Genomic DNA, 19,250 nt, shown 5'->3' with positions numbered 1-19,250 from the left:
CGGGGAGACGAGGACTGAGCCCCTTCCGTCCGTTTTCGGCCGGATCATGGCCGAGACGCGCAGCCTCCGTTGACAGACCTCCACGGGATTCATAGTTTCTCGGATCGTTGGGAATTTCGATGATTTGGATTCTTGATCATTAGGATTTCGGGGGAATGATGTCCGGACGAACGACACCGACGAACGGGCGGGGGTGGACCCTGGCCGTCGTGTGCGTGGCCACGTTCATGCTGCTGCTCGACCTGACGGTGGTGAATGTGGCGCTGCCCGACATCAGGGACGCGTTCGACGCGAGCTTCACCTCGCTGCAGTGGGTGCTCGACGCCTACGCCCTGGGGCTCGCCGCAGTCCTCCTGACGGCCGGATCGCTGGCGGACCGCCTGGGCCGCAAGCGCGTCTTCAACGTGGGCTTCGTCGTGTTCCTCCTGGCCTCGCTCGCCTGCGGCCTCGCCGGCGACGTGGTCGTGCTCTCCGTGTCCCGCGGCATCCAGGGCCTCGGCGGAGCGGTGCTGTTCGCCGTCGGCCCCGCGCTGATCGGCCAGGAGTTCCGGGGCAAGGACCGCGGCAAGGCGTTCGGGATCTTCGGCGGTGTGGCCGGCCTGTCCATCGCCTTCGGGCCGCTCATCGGCGGCGCCCTGACCGACGGTCTGAGCTGGCGCTGGATCTTCCTGGTGAACGTGCCGGTCGGCCTGCTCGCCCTGGCCATCAGCGGACTGCGGATGCGCGAGTCCCGCGACGAGGCGGCCCCGGCCGCCGACTGGTGGGGCCAGGCGCTCTTCACCGGCGCGCTGACCCTGCTCGTCCTGGGCTTCCTTCGCGGTGAGGCCGAGGGCTGGGGCAGCGCGCCCATCGTCTCGATGTTCGCGGGCGCCGCCGTCCTGTTCGCGGTGTTCGGCCTCGTGGAGCGGCGCCTCGGCGAACGCGCCATGCTGCAGCTGTCGTTGTTCAGGAACAGGACCTTCAACGGCGTCTCGGTGGTGACGCTCCTGGGCCCCGCCGCCACCATGGCGGCGATCTTCCTCCTGGTGTCGTACGTGCAGAACGTCCTGGCCTTCTCACCGTGGGAGACCGGCCTGCGCTTCCTGCCGCTGACCGGCACGCTGTTCATCGCGGCGGCGATCGCCGGATCGCTGACCACGCGCGTGCCGCAGCGGCTGCTCATGGGCGCGGCCCTCGCGCTCATCGCGATCGGCCTCGGCCTTGTCGCCCTGACCGGCCCGGACACCGCCTGGACGGCGCTGCTCCCGAGCATGTTCGGCATCGGCCTCGGCATGGGCCTCTTCAACCCGCCGCGCGCGTCGCTCTCCATCGCCGTCGTGGAGCCGTCCAAGGCGGGCATGGCCTCAGGCATCAACGAGACCTTCCAGCAGGTCGGTGTCGCCATCGGCATCGCAGGGTTCGGCGCGGCGTTCCAGAGCCGGGTCACCGACCTGTTCGCCCAGTCCGACGCGGGGCGCCAACTGGGCCCCTCCGCGCACGAGTTCGGTGAGGCCGTGGCGGCGGGCGGCGGCGCGGAAGCCGCCTCCCGCGCGCCGTCGGCGCTCGCCCCCGCGCTCGAAACGGCGGCGCGCACCGCTTTCGTGGACGGCCTGACCGACGTGATGCTCGTCTGCGCGGCCGTGGCCGTGGTCGGCTCGCTCGTCGGCTTCCTCTTCATCCGCACGCGCGACCTGCACGAGAGCGCCAGGGGCGAGACCCCGCCCGCGGAGGACGTGGCGCAGGAGGCCCCGGCGGTGGAGGGGGCCGCCGGTGAGCCCGTCGCGGCCTCCGTGGCGGCCGTACGCGCCGGGGGAGAACGGTAGGAGCCCAGGCGGGCTGTACTGGCGGTGGCACCGGCCTTCTGGCCCGGGGCCACCGCCAGTACGCTTTGCAGGACCGACGATCGGCACACCGGACGTTCGGCACCGACGACGCCCAGCAGAAGAGCTGCTCAGTACAAGAGCTGCTCAGTACAAGAGCTGCTCAGTACAAGAGCCGCTCGACACGCGGACGACAGCACACGACAGCCCACGACAAGGGGGAACGGCCCGATGACACAGGCGACGCCCACCCCGGCGCAGACCGCCGGCCTCGACTTCCCTCTCGTCCGCAGAACCGGCTACCTGCTCAACAAGGCCGGGTCCATTCTGATGGAGGACGCGGAGCGCGCCCTCGCCGAGCAGGGCATGCGGCTGCGCTACTTCTACGTGCTCGCCGCCCTGGAGAGCGATCTGGCTCTGTCGCAGCAGGACTTGAGCAAACTGCTCCACCTCGACCCCACCACCATGGTCGCCCTCATCGACGAGATGGAGGGGGCGGGACACGTGGAGCGGCGGCGCAACCCGGCGGACCGCCGGCGCTACATCCTGCGGCTCACCGACGACGGCCGTGCGGCGCTCGCGCGCGCGGGAAGCGCCGTCGACGCCGTGGAGCGGGAGTTCCTCGAGGCCGTGCCCGCGGAGGACCGCGAGCGGCTGCGCGCGCTCCTCGGCGACCTGCTCGCCGACCGCTGGCCCCGTGTGATCGCTTGCGAATGAATCCGGTACATGTCAATTCAGCCCGCCGTTTTTGGAGAAACCGGAACAGGCGGGAACCGGAAATGGAAGTGATTAATCCCTTCTTGAGGATTACTTTGGGTTGATCTGTGGAGGGTGTCACACCTCCACCCGTAAAACGCTTCCCGCACGGCTTGCCGTGTTAATGTCTTTCTGTCCGGGCCGCGCGGTCCGGACACGGGGGAAGGTTAAACGGAGAATGGACTGCATAGGGAACGGCAAGAAAAGCAAAGAACTCTTCTACGGATCTCTCGACAGCTGCCTCGGACCCGGCAGCACCCGCTTCTTCGGAAGCGGGTACAAGCGCGTCACCCAGACTCTCAGGGACATCTCCACCGACGGCAGCGGCCGGCCGGGCGCGCGCGTCACCGCGCGCGGCACCCTCACGTATCCGCGTGACTGGTCCCGCAAGGCGGGCAGCGGCGATCTGCGCCCGCACCTGAGCAGCATCGACGCGCTGGTCCTCGCCGCCAGTCTGGCGGAGATCCACATCGCCCGGTCCTTCGGTCTGACGCCGGCGCAGCGGCGCCGGGTCTGGCTGCGCCACGCCGACGTCCGCGCGGGCAGCAGCCCGCACGAGGAGCTCACGGACTTTCCCGTCCGGGGCGAGCTCACCGACGTAGCCGGGGCGGACGGCGGGGAGTCCGTGCTGGCCAGCACGTTCGAGTGCCGCGTCGGACGGCTCAGGGTGCGCTGCACGCTCGTGCACGAACAGGGCGCGGGATCCGGTGGACCCGTCACCTACGCGGATGAGAAGCAGGCCCTCGGACCTGCGGGAACGCGCCACTACGGGGAGGGCTACAAGCAGCGCGAACAGTACGGCGAGCAGGTCCGCGTCGACCTGGAGCGGCAGCGGGTCCGCGTACTGCAGCGCGTCGTCGCCCAGGACGCGGACGCATCCGCACCGACCCACGGAGCCGAGGCGGCCTACGGCCCGTCGGTCTCCCTGGTCGACGCGCTCGTGGGCGTCGCCCAGCTCGCCCAGATCCTGCTCTACGCCCAGGACGGCCTGGCCCGCGGCGACAGCGACACCCTCTGGATGCGGCGCTTCGTCATCAGCGCGCGCACGCCCGTGCGTCCCCTGGGGCGCGGCTTCGTCCCGACCGTGTCCACCGCGGGCAGCAGGATCCTGTCCATGGGCGACGCGCGCTGGCGCACCGCCGAGCTGGCGGTCGACGACTTCGCGGGGATCGGCGGCCGCTGTTGGCTGGCCCACCGCCTGCCCGCCGCCGCGTAACAAGGGACACGCGCCTTTCACGGCGCATTCATTGAACAGGAACGGCGGCCCGTCCGTATTTCTGTACGCGGAGGCCATGCCCGGCGCCACACCATTCGGCATCCAATGCACGGTGCAATTATCGGGCTGCTCGTTCACGAGAAATAAAAGAAACGCCAACGGGGGCAATTCGTCATGCGTTTTACACCCACGTTCCGATCAGGAGACGTGCTCGTCATTCTCGAAGGACCGGCCCGCGTGCTCTGGAACGAGCCCGCGGCCGTGCCCGGAAAGCGGGCCTGGACACCGGCGGGGCTGTGGCCGGACAGGGCGGAGCACGCCCAGGTGCGCGCCCACCTCGACGGCGGGCGCCCGCTGCTGGTCCTCTTGGACGAGGCGCGCAGTCGCGTACCCCTCCTGCGGGAGGAGTGGCAGGCCGCGCCGCGCCGTCTGATGCGCGAACTGGCGGGCGTCCGCTGCGAGAACCTCACCCACGACACCGACGAACTCGTCGAGGTCAGGCTGCCGTTCCTCGACTGGCTGCCGCAGGACCACCGCGACCGCGCCCGGCGCTTCCTCGCCGAGAGCGACGCGGTCCTGGCCCGCACCCCCAAGGCGCTCCTGCCACCGCTGCTCGCCGAGGAGCCGGAGGACGGGGTGGTGCTCAACCCGCGCTTCGCCCGCCGACTCCAGCCGCACACGCTCAACGCTGACCGGTTCGCGGCGGCCGTGCACCATCTGTTCGCCGGCATGCCGCTGCGCCCTTGCGCCTCCGGGATGGTCTGCGGGGGTGCCCGATGAAGCAGCCGCGGCACCGCGACGAAACAGCGGACAGCGCTCTCGACGACCTCAGCAGGCACGGGCTCGGCCGGCTGCTCGCCGCGACCGCCGCGCGCAACCTGGCGCGCACCGGCCGCCGCCCGCACGCCACCGGCGCCCTCACCACCGAGAGGAGCCGATGATGAAAGGACGCTCGGTCCTGGTCACCGGCGGCAACCGCGGCATCGGACTCGCCGTCGCCACCGCCCTCGCGGCCGACGGCGACCGCGTCGCCGTCACCCACCGCGACAGCGGCCCGCCCGACGGACTCCTCGGCGTGCCCGCGGAGATGACCGACGCGGCGAGCATCGACGCGGCCTTCGCGAAGGCGGAGGCCGCGCACGGCCCCGTCGAAGTGCTCGTCGTCAACGCGGGCATCACCCGCGACGGCCTGCTCCTGCGCATGGAGGAGGAGGACTTCACGGACGTGGTCGACGTCAACCTGCACGGCGCCTTCCGCACCGTACGCCGCGCGGTGCGCTCCATGATGCGGGCCCGCTGGGGCCGGATCGTGCTGGTCTCGTCCATGACGTACGCGTACGGGGCGCCGGGCCAGGTCAACTACGCGGCCGCGAAAGCCGGGATGCTCGGCATGGCCCGCTCCCTCGCCTGGGAGCTGGGGCCGCGCAACATCACGGTCAACGTCGTCGCGCCGGGCCTCATCGACACCGCCATGAGCCGCGAGATCACCGACCGGCGCCGCGAACACCTGCTGTCCATCACGCCGTTGGGGCGGGTCGGGGAGCCGGACGACGTCGCCGCCGCCGTGCGCTACCTCACCGGGGAGTCCGGCCGCTTCGTCACCGGAGCGGTCCTCCCGGTCAGCGGCGGCCTGGGCCTCGGCGGCTGACGGCACACCGCACCGCGGCGCACCACCACCCACACACGACCGGAAGAGAACCCATCATGGGGAACACAAGCACCCCCGCCCGCACCCGGCAGCGCGGTCTGCACCTGGCGATCTCGGGCACGTACTCCAGCGGCAAGAGCACCACGACCGAGACGCTGTCGATGGCGACGGGCATCCCCCGCACCCACGCGATGACCTCCCGGGAGATCCTCCTGGATCTCGTGCCGGGCAAGCAGGTCCAGGAGCTCAGCGCGATGGAGCTGACGATGCTGGGCCTGCGCCGCCTGGAGGAGCGCATCCACAACGAGGCGGGTGAGGGGGCGTTCATCTCCGACGGCTCGGTCATCCACGAGTGGATCTACGGCGAGGCCCGGATGAGGGTCGGCATCAACCCGGGCGCGAACCTGCTCCTGCGCACCGTGAAGAATGTCGCCGGGCTGCCGGTGAAGCGTTTCTACCGCCAGTACATGGACGCGTACGGCGCCGTCGCCAAGGCGCGTGCCAAACGGATCTACGACGCCTACGTGCATCTGCCGGTGGAGTTCGAGATGAAGGCGGACGGCCACCGGCCGGTCTCCGAACCGTTCCGCCGGATCTCCGACGAGCTGTTGATCGAGACCCTGGAGGAGCTGGAGATCCCGTACCACGTGGTCCGCGGCAGCGTCCGGGAACGGATCGAGCGGATCGTCGACATCTTCGAACTGCCGCTGGTGATGCCGCTCGACGAGGCGATCGAGCGGGCGGGCGCGAAGGTGACCGAGGCGACCCGGGTCCTGGAGCAGGACGCGCGCTTCCACGAGGCCCAGCGGGTGAAGTCGCTGCGGCGGCGCGTCTCGTACGCGCTGCGGTTCTGACGCTGCCGCCCGGCCGCTCGGCCGATGCCGGTGGGCGCCCCGTGCCGCCCACCGGCCGCACCGGTCAGCTCAGGGACTTGAGCGCGGCGACGTCGTACGGCTTCAGTTCGTCGAAGCGGCCGTCGAGGACCTTCGCGGCCCACTGCGGGTCCTGGAGGAGGGCGCGGCCGACGGCGACCATGTCGAACTCGTCGCGCTCCAGGCGGTCGAGGAGGTCGTCGATGCCCTTGGTCCGGGAGTTCTCGCCCGCGAACGCGGCGATGAAGTCGCCGTCGAGACCGACCGAGCCGACCGTGATGGTGGGCTTGCCGGTGAGCTTCTTGGTCCAGCCGGCGAGGTTGAGGTCGCTGCCGTCGAACTCCGGGACCCAGTAACGGCGGGTCGAGGCGTGGAAGGCGTCGACACCGGCCGCGGCGAGCGGGTCGAGGATCGCCTCCAGCTCCTCCGGGGTCTCGGCGAGCCGGGCGTCGTAGGCGTCCTGCTTCCACTGCGAGTACCGGAAGATCACCGGGAAGTCGGGGGAGACGTTCCCGCGGATCGCGGCGACGATCTCGGCGGCGAACTTCGTGCGGGCCACCGGGTCGCCGCCGTAGGCGTCGGTGCGGCGGTTCGTGCCGGCCCACAGGAACTGGTCGAGCAGGTAGCCGTGGGCGCCGTGCACCTCGACGCCGTCGAGGCCGATGCGCTCGGCGTCCTTGGCGGCCTGCGCGAAGGCGCCGATGACGTCGTCCACGTCGGCCTGGGTCATCACCTTGCCCTCGCCCTCGGTGCCGTCCGTGAGCAGCCCGGAGGGGCCGACCGGAGGGGCGTCCGCGAAGGGCGGGCGGCCCGGCTTGCGCACCATGCCGATGTGCCACAGCTGCGGCACGATCGCGCCGCCCGCCGCGTGCACGTCCTCGGCGACCTTCGCCCAGCCCGCCAGCTGCTCCTCGCCGTGGAAGCGCGGTACCCGGCTGCTCTCGCCCGCCGAGGGGTGACCGACGTACGTGCCCTCGGTGATGATCAGGCCGACACCGGCCGCGGCCCGCCGTGAGTAGTACGAGCGGACGTCCTCGCCCGGCACGCCGCCCGGGGAGAACATGCGGGTCATCGGCGCCATCGCGATGCGGTTCCGTACGGTCAGACCGTTCAGCGCGAGCGGGCGGGACAAGGTGTCGGCGGCGCGGGACGCGGGCGACGCGGTGTCAGTCACGGAGTGTTCCTCCTGGGTACCAGTCAGTATGTGCACATGCATTAAACGCGTACTCGCGTGCCAACCGATGCGTACCGTGTGGCATTCCGACGCCACGCACGCGCGCGGTGTGATCCGGGCCACCCCTGCGGGGCGATCCGGAGCACACCGCGCGCGGTGCTTCTCAGCGGGCCGGGATCACGGTCACGGGAACGACGTGATCTTGGACGGGATGGTGTCGGTGCCCGAGGTCGGGGCGCCGGTGTTGTTCACGACGTGGGCGTACTGGCCCTTGCCGCCGAGCGAGACGACCTGGATGCTGTGCAGCTTGATGCCCGACTTCACCGGGACCTGGAAGCCGTGCTGCTGCACGATGCTCGGATCCGAGGTGAAGTTGCAGTAGCTGCCGAGCCCCCACGCCTCATGCGTGTTGACGCTGTCGGCGACCTTGTAGGCCGCGTAGCCGACGATGCCGTCGTGGGTGACGGCGGCGGCGTTCGGAACGTCGTACGCCTTCTCGTTCTGGAAGAAGATCGTGCGGCCGCGCTCGCCGTTCCAGAGCACGTCGTACTTGTTGAAGTGCTCCACGAACAGGCCGGTGGTCAGGACGTCGTCGCCGTTGACGACGAGCCCGTAGTCGGCGCGGTTGGTCTCCCAGCCGACGCCGTCACCGTGGTCGGCGCGCCAGATCCAGGTGTGGTCGACGATCACGTCATCGCTGTTGACGACCACGGAGTTGGTGGCGAGGCCGGGGCCCGCGCCGCCGATCCGGACGAACACGTCCTGCATGGAGGTCGGGTTCGCGGCGTGGTCGGCGCTCGCGCCGGCCCCGCCGATCTGGAGGAGCGTGTCGGACTTCTTGGCGCCCGCGTCGATGAGGAAGCCCGCGAGCTTCACGCCGTCGACATCGGCGACGTGCATGGCGTCGACGCCGTTGTCGGGAATGATCGTCGCGAGACCGAGACCGAGGACCACCGTGTTGGCACGGTTCACGTTGATCGTCTGGTCGAGGTGGTAGACGCCGGGCGTGAACAGCAGGTTCAGGCCCTGCGAGAGCGCCTGGTTGATGGTGGCGGCGGTCGCGCCGGGCTTGACGACGTAGAACTGGCTCAGCGGGAGCGAGGACCCGGCGTTGGCGGGCCAGGAGACGCCGCGCGCGTTGGTGCGCTTGGCGGGCACGAACACCTTGTACTCGTTGCCGTCCTGGTAGAGGAACGGCTTCTCGCGCGAGACCGGGGTGGTGTCGAGGGTCGTGTACGGGCCGGTGTCGAAGTTGGTCGCCGGGGCGCCCTGCACACCGGTGAACGTCATGTTCCACACGCCGTTGGTCCAGCCGCCGACCGAGCTGTCGCGGGTGTACCACTGCTGCTGCGAGTACGGGCCGACGGTGCCGTCGATCTTGGAGTCGGCTATGTAGCCGCCCGAGGCCCACCCGTAGCCGTTCGGCGCCAGGTTGAGGCCGCCGGTGACGTGCATGCGGCGGAACGGCGCGGCCTGGGCGACGGCCCAGCGGTCGGTGCCGTTGACCGGGTTGAGGGAGAGGTTCTCGGCGGAGCGCCAGAAGTTCTGCGTGGCGTTGCCGTTGAACCAGCCCGCGTCGACCGTGACGTCACCGTTGATCCTCGTGTCGTCGGGGTTGAGGCCGAGACCGGAGATGGAGGTGTAGAAGCCGAGCTGGGCGTTGATGTTGTTGTACGTGCCCGGCTTGAGCAGGAACTGGTAGCGCTGCGAGCCGAACTGGTTCGACTCCTGCTGCGAGAAGACCTGGTCGAACTTGGCCTGGAGGTTCGGCGTGCTCGGGTCGACGACGATGACGTTCGGGCCGAGGTCGCCGCCGCCCTCGACGGGCGGGACGGAGCCGCCGGAACCGGTGTGCACCCCGACCTCCCACAGCGAGTAGCCGTAGGCGGTGGCGCGGGTGGTCCCCTGGATCCGCAGGTAGCGGCCGGTGCCGCTGACGTCGTAGGAGCTCTGGCCGCCGGTCGCGCCGGTGACGTCCTTCAGCGTCGTCCAGCTCTGGCCGTCCGCGGACGCCTGGATCTTGAATGCCTTGGCGTACGCGGCCTCCCAGTTGAGGTCCACCTTGCAGATGTTCTGCGACGAGCCGAGGTCGACCTGGACCCACTGCGGGTCCGAGGCGGCGCTCGACCAGCGGGTGCCGGTGTTGCCGTCGAACGCGGCGGAGGCGGGCGTGCCGGCGTTCTCCGTGGAGGAGGAGGTCGCCGGGCGGCCCTGGGCGGCGTTCGCGGTCGAGCAGCCGTCGCCGGGCGGGGTGGTCCCGCCGGCGCCGAAGACCTGGAACTCCCAGAGCGAGTAGCCGTACGCGGTGGCGCGGTTGACGCCCTGCATGCGGACGTAGCGGCCGCTGCCGGCGACGTCGAGGGTGTCGGTGCCGCCGTCCGAGCCGGTGACGGACTTCAGGTCCGACCAGGTGCTTCCGTTGTCGGAGACCTGGATCTTGTAGTTCTTGGCGTAGGCGGCTTCCCAGTTGAGGACGACCTTGCCGAGGTCCGCCTTGGCGCCGAGGTCGACCTGGAGCCACTGACCGTCGCTCGCGGCGGACGACCAGCGGGTGCCGAGGTCACCGTCGACGGCGGCCGACGCGAGCGTCCCGCCGTTCTCGGTGGAGGAGGCGGTGGCGGTCTTGCCCTGGGAGAGCGGCGTGTCGGCTGCGGCGGCCGGAGCGGCCGTCGCGGCCTGGGCGGGGATGGTGAGCAGCGCCGCCGCCGTGGCGAGCGCGATCCCCATGGATCTGTGTCTCATGCTTTCACTCCGTGCGGGGGTGGGTGAGAGACCCCTGCCGCGCGGCGGCCGGGATCGACGGGTGGGCAACTGACAACTGGAACGGCTTAGTTCGAGGTTTGATTTAAGGGTCAAGGCAACTGTTCGGCAATACCCCGGGAACGACTTATTTTCAGAACCTGAACGGATCGCTCGCGGCCCCGCGAACCGTGTCGTCAGGAATTGGAGGCCAGAGGTGGTCTCCGTTCGCCGTCAAGGGCTTGAGTGGGTGTATGGAGCAGGTAGATCATGGACCCGGGGTCGGCCGGGCATCGGCCGAAGTGATGGGGGGAGTGACGATGCGGCACAAGCCGTTCTTCCGCTGGGCTCTGACGCTCGGTGTGCTGCTGTTCGGGTGGGCGGCGTATCTCTACTGGTCGTATCCCGACGTGAAGGTGGTCGACCTGGCCGTCATCAGCGAGAAGGACGACGGCCGGTGCACGGTGCGCTGGACGGACCCGTACCACGACGGAGGCCGCCGGATGGAGGGTGCCTACCAGTGCGATCCGGACCGGGATCCGTCGTTCAAGCGGACGGTGTTCATCCTCGGCCAGGCGGACGGTTACGACACCGGGTTCATGTTCACCGAGGGACCCCGCAAGGGGCACTTGGAGCCCGCCGACGCGGACCCGTACGCCACTTCCGACCTGCTCCTGCTGTTCGGGGTCGCGCTGACGGCCGTCGGCCTCGTCGGAGGGAACATGCGCGCCGCGGCGCGACTGAGCGGCGTACGTCCGCGGACCGTCGCCCGCGCACAGAGGCTGTATACGGTCGCCGACCAGGTGGCCCACGACCACGCGCAGGCGTGCGAGGCCGTGCGCGCGGGATGGGACGCGCTGCGCCACGAGCGGACCGGCGCGGAGCTGAGCCGTGTCCCCGTCGCCGAACTGTCCGAGGACGCGACGGCCGACCGGGAGGCGCTACGGGCCCTGGAGGCGGCCGGGGTGCGCACCGCGCGCGATGTGTTCGACGCCGGAGTGTCCGGACTTCGACACATGGGTGTGAGCACGTGTGCCGCCGAACACCTGCATACCGCTGCCCGTCGCCGCGCCGATGCCGTCGAGGCCGCCCTGCCGATGCGCATCGCAGGCGCTTCCGGCGCGCGGCAGAACGTGGCCCTGCTCGCCGCGCTCCAGACCCTCCTCGACGCGGGCGACGAAGCCCACCGGACGGCCCGCGCGGGGCGGTCGCTCGCCGCCGAACTCGAACGGGCCCTCGGCGCGGCCGAGCCCGCATCGACGTACCGCGGCATGCTGCGCGCCGGCCGGACACGGCGCGAGGACGCTCGCGCGGCCGTCGCCGAACTGCGCCGCCTGGTCGCCGCCGCCGAACGCGACGGCCTCTCCGCTCGCTTCGCCCAGACGTCGGTGGATCTGCTGCGCGCCCCTGACGCACGTCAGCAGTCGGGCCTGTCCGTCCGTGCGGACTTCGAGAACCGTCCCGGTCTGTACTACGGGCTGCTGACACGGATCGTGGACGACGGCGAGGAGGAATGCGTGGCGACCGGAACGGACCCCGTTCTCACCCCCTGAGAGCGACCGTCGTGCGCGTTTCTGCTCGAAACGCTCGTACTCCGAGCATGTTCGAGCTATTGACACGGCTCTTGAGGCTCGATTTACTCCCTGGCATGCCGAGGCCGAGCACTCGGCGCAGAGGTACGCCTAGCCGGTATGTGGCCGCCGCCATGAGCCCGGACTGAGTCGCCAGGGTTCTCGCGCACCCGAGGCGGGGACGTGCCCTCCACCTCTGGAGCTCTGCGATGAGCCTCACCCGCGTAGTGCGCAGATGTATGACCGTGACCGCCGCCGCCACAGCCGTCGCGGCGGCCGCCCTGGCCGCCCCCTCCGCGGCCTCCGCCGCCGCGACCGCGGTCACCCTCCCACCCGCCTCGCCCACGGGCAGCGGCGGACACCTGCGCGAGACCTGCTGACCCGGGCGCGGAGGCGGGCGCTCCGGCCCCCGACCCGTACGGGGCGCCCGCCCCGCGTTCCGCCCTTCGAGGCTTTTCCCGGCTGTCCGCTCAGCCGTTCCTTCAGGGAGGTAGTGATGACTGCAACACCCGGTGCGCCCGGGGCTCCGACGCGCCGTACCGTCCTGCGCACCGGGTCCGCCGTGGCGCTCGCGGCGGCCGCGGGAGCGACCGCCACCGGCTGCGGCGCGGGCGCGGCCGACGGGGTGGCGGCCGACGGCACGGTCACCATCCAGGTGTGGCACGGGCAGACGGACACCGCCCTGAAGGTGATCAAGAACCTCGTCGCCGAGTTCCACCGCGCACACCCGAAGATACGTGTCGACCTGGGCGGCGGAGTCCTGGCCGACGCCATGCTGCAGAAGGTCACCGCCGCGCTCGCCTCGGGCGCCTACCCGGACGTGGCGTTCATCTTCGGCTCGGACCTGGCCAGCGTCGCCCGCAGCCCGCAAGCCGTCGACCTGACGTCATACGTACAGGACCGGAAAACCCCCTGGAACAGTTACTGGCCCTCCGCCCGGCAGGCGGTCGACATCAACGACAGCATCCGCGCACTGCCCGCGGTCGTCGACTGCCTCGCCATGGTGTGCAACAAGAAGATGTTCGCCGACGCCGGGATCGAGCTGCCCGAAGCGGGCTGGACCTGGGACGACTTCACCGACCTGTGCCGCCGTCTGACCGACGCGGGCCAGGGCCGGTTCGGCACCGGCTGGCCCGGCACCGGCGACGAGGACACCGTGTGGCGCCTATGGCCCATGATCTGGGGGCTCGGCGGTGACGTCATCGCCGAGGACGGCAAACACATCGGCTTCGCGGAAGAAGGCGCCCGCGCCCTCGAGGTCGTGCAGAAGCTGGTGCGCGACAAGAGCGTCTACATCGACCCCAAGCCCGGCAGCGAGCAGATGTACAAGGTGTTCCTCGCCGGGCGGATGGCCATGGTGCCGACAGGGCCCTGGCAGCTGCCCGACATCCAGCAGGCGAAGATCGACTACCACGTGGTGCCCCTGCCGACCTTCGACGGCAAGGCCGTGACGATCTCCGGCCCCGACACCTGGACGATCTTCGACAACGGCGAGGACCGCACCCGCGCCGCCCGCACCTTCGTCAGCTGGCTCATCGACCCCGCCCAGGACAGCCGCTGGGACGCGCAGGCGGGCAGTCTGCCGCTGAGCCGGGGGAGCGAGGACACCCGCGTCTGGCGCGAGCACACACAACAGACACCCGGCCTGGAGGTGTGGACCGACGCGCTGGCCTCGGCCCGCGTCCGCCCCGTGCACCCCGCCTACCCCAGCATCTCCCAGGCCCTCGGCGAGGCCACCGTCTCCGTGCTCCTGGGCCGCTCCAGCCCGCAGGCGGCCATCCGCGCCTGCGCCGCCGACGCCAACGCCACCCTGCTCATCCCGCGTTGAGGACCTGACATGCCCCGACTTCCCACCCCTGTGACCCTGTCACCCGTCCGGTCACAACCGCGCGCCCTGCGCAGGCGGCGCCGCCGCGAGTCCGCCACGGCCTGGGCGTTCGTCTCCCCGTCCGTCCTGGTCATCATCGGCCTCAGCGTCGTCCCCGTCCTGTGGTCGCTGCTGCTCTCCTTCCGCGCCGACGACCTCGTCACCCCCAGCCGCTGGGTCGGCCTGGACAACTACGACGCGCTCGTGCAGGACCCGCACTTCCACGAGGCCGTGCGCAACACCCTGCTCTACACACTCCTGTACGTGCCGCTGAGCATCGTCGCGGGCCTCGCGCTCGCCCTCGCCCTCAACCGCGAGATCCGCTTCGTGGGCCTCTACCGCACCCTCTTCTTCGTGCCGTTCGTCGTCTCGGCGACCGCCCAGGGCGTGCTGTTCTCCTTCGTCCTCGACCCCGAGTTCGGCGTCGCCAACTCCGTCCTCCACCACCTCGGCATCTCCCCGCAGGGCTTCCTCACCGACCCCTCGCAAGCGCTGTACGTACTGATCATCATCAGCCTGTGGAGCGGCACCGGACTCTGCACCGTCATCTACCTCGCCGCACTCCAGGACGTACCGAAAGAACTCATCGAGGCGGCCAGGCTCGACGGCGCCGAGCACCGGCACGTGCTGCGCCACGTCACCCTGCCGGTCGTCACGCCCGTCACCGTCTTCCTGCTGCTGTGGCAGACCATCCAGGCCCTCCAGGTCTTCGACCTCGTCTACGTCACCACCAAGGGCGGCCCGCTCGGCTCCACCACGGTCATCGTCTACTTCATCTGGGAGCAGGCGTTCAAGAACTTCACCGCCGGATACGGGGCCGCCGCGGCGTACGTCCTCGCCCTGGCGCTGCTCGTGCCGGCCGTGGTGCTGCGCCTCGTCCGCGCCGGCCGCGAGCGCCACACCCGTAAGGAAGCAGCCGCCTCATGACCACGACGACCCACCTGCCCCGCCACACCGACCGGCGGCCGGTCACCGGCCCCGTCGACGCCGAGAGCGCCCGTCCGCGCCGCGGCCTGCCGTTCAGCCCCTGGCACCTGCTGCTCGCGCCGCTCGCCGTGCTCTTCGCGCTGCCGCTGCTGTGGCTGCTCCTCAGCTCCGTGATGAGCGACGCCCAGTTCAACCGCTTCCCGACCGCGCTGCTGCCCGACGGCATCGACCTCAGCGGCTACCGCTACGTCCTCAGCAACGGCATGTTCCCGCGCTGGCTGCTCAACTCGGTGATCGTCTCCGCCGTCGCGGTCGCCTCGAACCTCGTCTTCGGAGCCCTCGGCGGCTACGCCTTCGCCCGGATGCGGTTCGCGGGGTCGCGGCTGCTGATGATGCTCATGCTGGCGACCATGGCCGTGCCGTTCCAGCTCACGATGGTCCCGACCTTCCTGGTCATGAAGAAGCTCGGACTCATCGACACGCTCGGCGCCCTCATCGTGCCTTCGCTCGTCACGCCGTTCGCGGTGTTCCTGCTGCGCCAGTTCTTCCTCTCCCTGCCGCGCGAGCTGGAGGAGGCCGCCTGGATCGACGGCTGCGCACGCCTGCGGGTCCTGTGGTCGATCGTGCTGCCGCTGGCCCGCCCCGCGCTCGCCACCGTCGCCGTCCTGACCTTCCTGACGACGTGGAACGACCTGTCCTGGCCGCTCATCGCCATCAACCACGACACCCAGTACACGCTCCAGCTGGGCCTCACCACGTTCCAGGGAACGCACCACACCCGCTGGTCCGCGGTGATGGCGGGGAACGTGATCACCGTCCTGCCGGTGCTGCTCGCGTTCCTCTTCGCGCAGAAGACGTTCATCCGCTCCCTGACGTCGAGCGGCCTCAAGGGCTGAGCGACCCCTTTCCCCCTTCCTCCGTACCGACGCAACGCAAGGACATGTGATGCCGCACCGATACGACCTGCTCGTCATCGGCGACGCCAACCCCGACGTGATCGTCGGCCCCCTGACCGAACCGCTCGCCTTCGACCAGCGCGAACAACTCGTGGACACCGGCTCCCTGACCCTCGGCGGCTCCGCCGCGATCATGGCCTGCGGCGCCGCGCGGCTCGGCCTGAAGGTCGCGTTCGCGGGCCGCGTCGGCGACGACGACGCCGGACACTACGTCCGTGACACCCTCGCCGGACACGGCGTCGACACGGGCGCCCTGCACCTGGACCCGGCCCTGCCGACCCCGATGACGGTCGTCCTCACCCAGTACGAGGACCGCGCCGTCCTCACCTCGCCCGGCACCCTCACCACGACCAGCGGCGCGGACGTCCCCGCCGGGCTGATCGCCGCCGCCCGGCACGTGCACAGCGCCTCCTACTTCCTGCAGCCACGGCTCGCCGCCGACCTGCCGGACCTCTTCCGCACCGCCCGCTCGCACGGCGCGACCACGTCCCTGGACACCCAGGACGACCCCTCGGGCACCTGGACCGGCCTCGACGCGGTCCTCGCCGGGACCGACATCCTGCTGCCGAACGCCGCGGAGGCCCGCCGACTGGCCGGACCTCAGGCCCGTACGCCCGAGGAAGCGGCCGGACTGCTCGCCGCACGCGGCCCGTTGACGGTCGTCAAGAACGGCGCGGACGGCGCCCTGTGCCACGACGGGCGGCAGCTGCTGTCCGTCCCCGCCCTGCCCGTACGACCCAAGGACACCGTCGGCGCGGGCGACAGCTTCGACGCCGGGTTCGTCGCCGCCACCCTGGACGGCCTGCCCCTGCTCGAAGCCCTGCGGTTCGCCGCCGCCTGCGGAGCGCTGTCGACCCGTGCCCACGGCGGCACCCCGGCCCAGCCCACCCGCGACGAAGCCCTCTCCCACCTCACCCGCACCGGAGCACCCACCTCATGAACCACCCCAAGATCGCCTTCGTCGGCGCCGGCAGCGTCGTCTTCACCCAGGGCCTGCTCGCCGACCTGTTCGCCCTCCCCGAACTCACCGGCGCCCACATCGCCCTGCACGACATCGACCCCGAGCGCCTGACCACCGCCCGGGTGGCCGCCGAGTACATCGCCAAGGAGCGGGGCGCGGCACACGCCACGATCACCGCGCACGCGGACCGCCGAGAGGCCCTGACCGGCGCCGACTTCGTCATCAACATCGTGCAGATCGGCATGGGCGAGGCCACCCGCACCGACTTCGAGATCCCGGCCCGCCACGGGCTGCGCCAGACGATCGGCGACACGCTCGGCGTCGGCGGCATCTTCCGCGCCCTGCGCACGTTCCCGTTCCTCAAGGAGCTCGGCGCGGACATCGCCGAGGTGTGCCCGGACGCGTGGCTGCTCAACTACACCAACCCGATGGCGATGAACGTCCAGTACCTCACCGCGGCGACGGGGCTGACCAAGGTCGTCGGCCTGTGCCACTCGGTGTACTGGACGATGCAGGACCTGGCCCGGCTCGTGAAGGTCCCGTACGAGGAGATCACGTACCGCGCCGCCGGCGTCAACCACCAGGCATGGGTGCTCCGCTTCGAGCACGAGGGCCGGAACCTCTACGAGAAGCTCGACGAGCTCATCGCCTCCGACGAGCAGTTGCGGCGCCGGGTACGTGTCGACATGTACCGACGCCTCGGCTACTACCCGACCGAGACGAGCGAGCACTCCAGCGAATACGTGCCCTGGTACCTGCACCACGACAGCGAGGTCGAGCGCCTGCGTCTGCCGATCGGCGCCTATCTCGGCATCGTCGACGACAACGTCGCCGAGTACGAGCGCACGCGCGAGGCGCTGGGCGCGGGCAAGCCCCTGACGGTCGAGGGCACCATGGAGTACGCCCCGCAGATCATCCACTCCATCGTGACCGGCACCCCCCGCACCGTCTACGGCAACGTGCCCAACCACGGCCTCATCGACAACCTCCCCGCACACGGGGCCGTCGAGGTCCCCTGCCTGGTGGACGCGACGGGCCTCCAGCCCACCCACGTGGGCGCGCTCCCGCCCCAGCTGGCCGCGCTCAACCGCACCTACCTGAGCGCCAACGACCTCGTCGTCCGCGCCGCCCTGGAGGACGACCCGCGCCACATCCGCCAGGCCGCCATGATCGACCCGGCCACGGCGGCGGCCCTCCCCGTCGAGCGCATCTGGCAGCTCTGCGACGACATGGTCGAGGCGCACGGGGAGCGGCTGCAGCCGGGGCTGCGGGCGCAGTTGGGGCACTGACCGGTCCCGGGCGGGCCGACCGCGTCAGCGGACCGGGAACCCGAACGTGTAGCCCTGCTCCCTGAGCTCCGGCAGGAGGCGGCGCAGGGCCTCCACGGTCTGGGTGCGGTCGCCGCCCGCGTCGTGGAAGAGGAGCGTCGGGCCGTTGGACAGCTCCTCCTTGACGGTGGCGACGATGGCCTCCGTACCCGGGAGCTCGAAATCCTTGGTGTCCACGTTCCAGCCCAGCGGACGCATCCCGTGCGAAGCGGCCAGCTTGCGGCTGTACGGGGTGAAGGCGCCGCCCGGCGCCCGGTAGTACATCGGCCGTACGCCGCCGGACGCCTTCGTGATCATGCGTTCGGCGTCGAGTATCTGCTGCGACTGGTACGACTCGGGCGCCTTGTCCATGGCGGTGTTGTGCGCCACCGTGTGGTCGCACAGCCGGTGCCCCTCGGCGACGACCTTCTTCACCAGGTCCGGGTGGGCCTGCGCCTGCGTCCCCACCATGCAGAACGTGGCCTTCACCTTGAACTCCCGCAAGATGTCGAGTACTTGCGGCGTCCACGTCGGGTCGGGGCCGTCGTCGATGGTGAGGTTGATGCCGCGAGCACCCTTGTCCGAGGCATGCGCGATGGTCACCGCGACCGGCTTGACGGCGTCGCGCGCGGCGGGGGCGCTCGCCTGCGGCGGCGGACCGTCGGCGGAACCGGCCTGCGCGGTCCACACCGAGGCACCGGTCGCGAGCAACGTCACCCCGAGTGCCGCGCCGACCATCTTGCTGTTCCAGCCCCGCCCGCCGCCGTGCTGCGCCATGCCCGCCCCTTTGTCACGCTGTCTCTCGCCGATCTCCGGTCACTCTGTGACCACTTGGGAGGACGAGACGCGCAGGTCGGGGGATGCCTCTGTTACGGATCTCGGACAATTCCGGGAAGGTCCGCGGACAACGCCTACGAACGTCCTAAGGACGGAGGAGTCCGCGCTCGTACGCCTTCCTCAGGTGCTGAGGCACGAGATACGTGTGTCCGTCGAGGGTGACGGGGACGAGCGACGGGGTGTCCGCCCGCCACTGGGCCCGGCGGTGACGGGTGTTGCTCCGGGACATCTTGCGCTTCGGGACGGCCATGACGGTCCTTCCGTAGGTGGGTAAGGGGAGAGGGGGCTCAGCGGCCGGGGTAGGGGAGCAGCGCCATCTCGCGCGCGTTCTTGACGGCCGCGGCGAGCTGCCGCTGCTGCTGCCGGCTGACCCGCGTCACGCGCCTGCTGCGGATCTTGCCGCGGTCGGAGACGAACTTCCGCAGCAGGTCGGTGTCCTTGTAGTCGATGTGCGTGATCCCGGCCGCGTCGAGCGGGTTCGGCCGGTTCTTGCGTGCGAGCGCGGACTTGGCGGGGCGGGGCATGGAGCTCCTTGTCATCGAGCGGTGCGCGGTCGTGCACGCAGCTTACGACAATGATTCCCATTATCGAAAAGCGGGGCGGGGGCGCTGCGATCATGG

19 protein-coding genes are annotated in these 19,250 nt (G+C 70.6%); 14 read left to right on the top strand and 5 right to left on the bottom strand.

What is annotated here, in order from left to right; all coding sequences use genetic code 11:
- Nucleotides 1-155 precede the first annotated feature (155 nt).
- From ACH4RC_RS15645 to ACH4RC_RS15615, 7 genes are all read left to right on the top strand, one after another.
- A complete protein-coding gene (locus ACH4RC_RS15645; RefSeq protein ID WP_398200354.1) occupies nt 156-1,802 on the top strand; it encodes an MFS transporter in 1,647 nt (548 codons plus the stop codon).
- Nucleotides 1,803-2,030: 228 nt separating this feature from the next.
- The gene (locus tag ACH4RC_RS15640; protein ID WP_398200351.1) at nt 2,031-2,516 is read left to right on the top strand and encodes a MarR family winged helix-turn-helix transcriptional regulator; all 486 of its coding nucleotides are present in this window, start codon (nt 2,031-2,033) and stop codon (nt 2,514-2,516) included.
- Nucleotides 2,517-2,733: 217 nt separating this feature from the next.
- The gene (locus tag ACH4RC_RS15635) at nt 2,734-3,771 is read left to right on the top strand and encodes an AvrD family protein (protein ID WP_398200348.1); all 1,038 of its coding nucleotides are present in this window, start codon (nt 2,734-2,736) and stop codon (nt 3,769-3,771) included.
- Nucleotides 3,772-3,978: 207 nt separating this feature from the next.
- Nucleotides 3,979-4,551 carry a hypothetical protein gene (locus tag ACH4RC_RS15630; protein ID WP_398200345.1) on the top strand — a complete coding sequence of 191 codons (573 nt, stop codon included), beginning with the start codon at nt 3,979-3,981 and terminating at the stop codon, nt 4,549-4,551.
- Nucleotides 4,548-4,712: a hypothetical protein gene (locus ACH4RC_RS15625; RefSeq protein ID WP_398200342.1), complete on the top strand. Its 165-nt coding sequence runs from the start codon at nt 4,548-4,550 to the stop codon at nt 4,710-4,712. The genes ACH4RC_RS15630 and ACH4RC_RS15625 overlap by 4 nt, the downstream gene beginning before the upstream one ends.
- On the top strand, nt 4,712-5,419 hold the full coding sequence (gene fabG / locus ACH4RC_RS15620) for a 3-oxoacyl-ACP reductase FabG (protein WP_398200535.1): 708 nt from the start codon (nt 4,712-4,714) through the stop codon (nt 5,417-5,419). Before ACH4RC_RS15625 ends, fabG begins: the two co-directional genes overlap by 1 nt.
- A gap of 56 nt (nt 5,420-5,475) precedes the next feature.
- Nucleotides 5,476-6,273 (top strand): AAA family ATPase, encoded by a 798-nt coding sequence (locus ACH4RC_RS15615; protein ID WP_398200339.1) that lies wholly within the window; start codon nt 5,476-5,478, stop codon nt 6,271-6,273.
- Nucleotides 6,274-6,337: 64 nt separating this feature from the next.
- Here the strand turns inward: ACH4RC_RS15615 and ACH4RC_RS15610 are convergent, their stop codons facing one another.
- Both ACH4RC_RS15610 and ACH4RC_RS15605 read right to left on the bottom strand, forming a co-directional pair.
- The gene (locus tag ACH4RC_RS15610; RefSeq protein ID WP_398200336.1) at nt 6,338-7,465 is read right to left on the bottom strand and encodes an NADH:flavin oxidoreductase; all 1,128 of its coding nucleotides are present in this window, start codon (nt 7,463-7,465) and stop codon (nt 6,338-6,340) included.
- A gap of 183 nt (nt 7,466-7,648) precedes the next feature.
- A complete protein-coding gene (locus ACH4RC_RS15605) occupies nt 7,649-10,207 on the bottom strand; it encodes a discoidin domain-containing protein (protein WP_398200333.1) in 2,559 nt (852 codons plus the stop codon).
- A 317-nt stretch (nt 10,208-10,524) separates the two neighbouring features.
- On the opposite strand from ACH4RC_RS15605, the gene ACH4RC_RS15600 reads away from it, so the two are divergent.
- The 7 genes from ACH4RC_RS15600 to ACH4RC_RS15570 all read left to right on the top strand — a co-directional run bounded on the left by ACH4RC_RS15600 (nt 10,525) and on the right by ACH4RC_RS15570 (nt 17,775).
- Nucleotides 10,525-11,757, top strand: a complete 1,233-nt coding sequence (locus tag ACH4RC_RS15600) for a hypothetical protein (RefSeq protein ID WP_398200331.1) — start codon at nt 10,525-10,527, stop codon at nt 11,755-11,757.
- A 227-nt stretch (nt 11,758-11,984) separates the two neighbouring features.
- On the top strand, nt 11,985-12,155 hold the full coding sequence (locus ACH4RC_RS15595; protein WP_398200328.1) for a hypothetical protein: 171 nt from the start codon (nt 11,985-11,987) through the stop codon (nt 12,153-12,155).
- Nucleotides 12,156-12,271: 116 nt separating this feature from the next.
- Nucleotides 12,272-13,603: an ABC transporter substrate-binding protein gene (locus tag ACH4RC_RS15590; protein WP_398200325.1), complete on the top strand. Its 1,332-nt coding sequence runs from the start codon at nt 12,272-12,274 to the stop codon at nt 13,601-13,603.
- Between the two features lie 9 nt (nt 13,604-13,612).
- Entirely contained in the window at nt 13,613-14,569 is a 957-nt protein-coding gene (locus tag ACH4RC_RS15585; protein WP_398200324.1) for a carbohydrate ABC transporter permease, read from the top strand.
- Nucleotides 14,566-15,465, top strand: a complete 900-nt coding sequence (locus ACH4RC_RS15580) for a carbohydrate ABC transporter permease (RefSeq protein ID WP_398200321.1) — start codon at nt 14,566-14,568, stop codon at nt 15,463-15,465. The genes ACH4RC_RS15585 and ACH4RC_RS15580 overlap by 4 nt, the downstream gene beginning before the upstream one ends.
- Nucleotides 15,466-15,514: 49 nt before the next feature.
- Nucleotides 15,515-16,465, top strand: coding sequence for a carbohydrate kinase family protein (locus tag ACH4RC_RS15575; protein ID WP_398200318.1), 951 nt, complete (start codon nt 15,515-15,517; stop codon nt 16,463-16,465).
- A complete protein-coding gene (locus tag ACH4RC_RS15570; RefSeq protein WP_398200316.1) occupies nt 16,462-17,775 on the top strand; it encodes an alpha-glucosidase/alpha-galactosidase in 1,314 nt (437 codons plus the stop codon). Before ACH4RC_RS15575 ends, ACH4RC_RS15570 begins: the two co-directional genes overlap by 4 nt.
- A gap of 24 nt (nt 17,776-17,799) precedes the next feature.
- Here ACH4RC_RS15570 and ACH4RC_RS15565 read toward each other — a convergent pair whose 3' ends face one another.
- The 3 genes from ACH4RC_RS15565 to rpsR all read right to left on the bottom strand — a co-directional run bounded on the left by ACH4RC_RS15565 (nt 17,800) and on the right by rpsR (nt 19,154).
- Complete coding sequence (locus tag ACH4RC_RS15565; RefSeq protein ID WP_398200313.1) at nt 17,800-18,570, bottom strand: polysaccharide deacetylase family protein; 771 nt, start codon at nt 18,568-18,570, stop codon at nt 17,800-17,802.
- A gap of 145 nt (nt 18,571-18,715) precedes the next feature.
- The gene (gene rpmF, locus ACH4RC_RS15560; RefSeq protein WP_398200310.1) at nt 18,716-18,880 is read right to left on the bottom strand and encodes a 50S ribosomal protein L32; all 165 of its coding nucleotides are present in this window, start codon (nt 18,878-18,880) and stop codon (nt 18,716-18,718) included.
- 37 nt (nt 18,881-18,917) lie between these two features.
- Nucleotides 18,918-19,154, bottom strand: coding sequence for a 30S ribosomal protein S18 (gene rpsR / locus ACH4RC_RS15555; protein ID WP_398200308.1), 237 nt, complete (start codon nt 19,152-19,154; stop codon nt 18,918-18,920).
- Nucleotides 19,155-19,250: the final 96 nt, after the last annotated feature.

The organism is Streptomyces sp. NPDC016845, assembly GCF_044332585.1.
Taxonomy (GTDB): Bacteria; Actinomycetota; Actinomycetes; order Streptomycetales; family Streptomycetaceae; genus Streptomyces.
The sequence above is the reverse complement of the archived record's forward strand: the minus strand, read 5'-3'. Positions and strand labels throughout refer to the sequence as shown.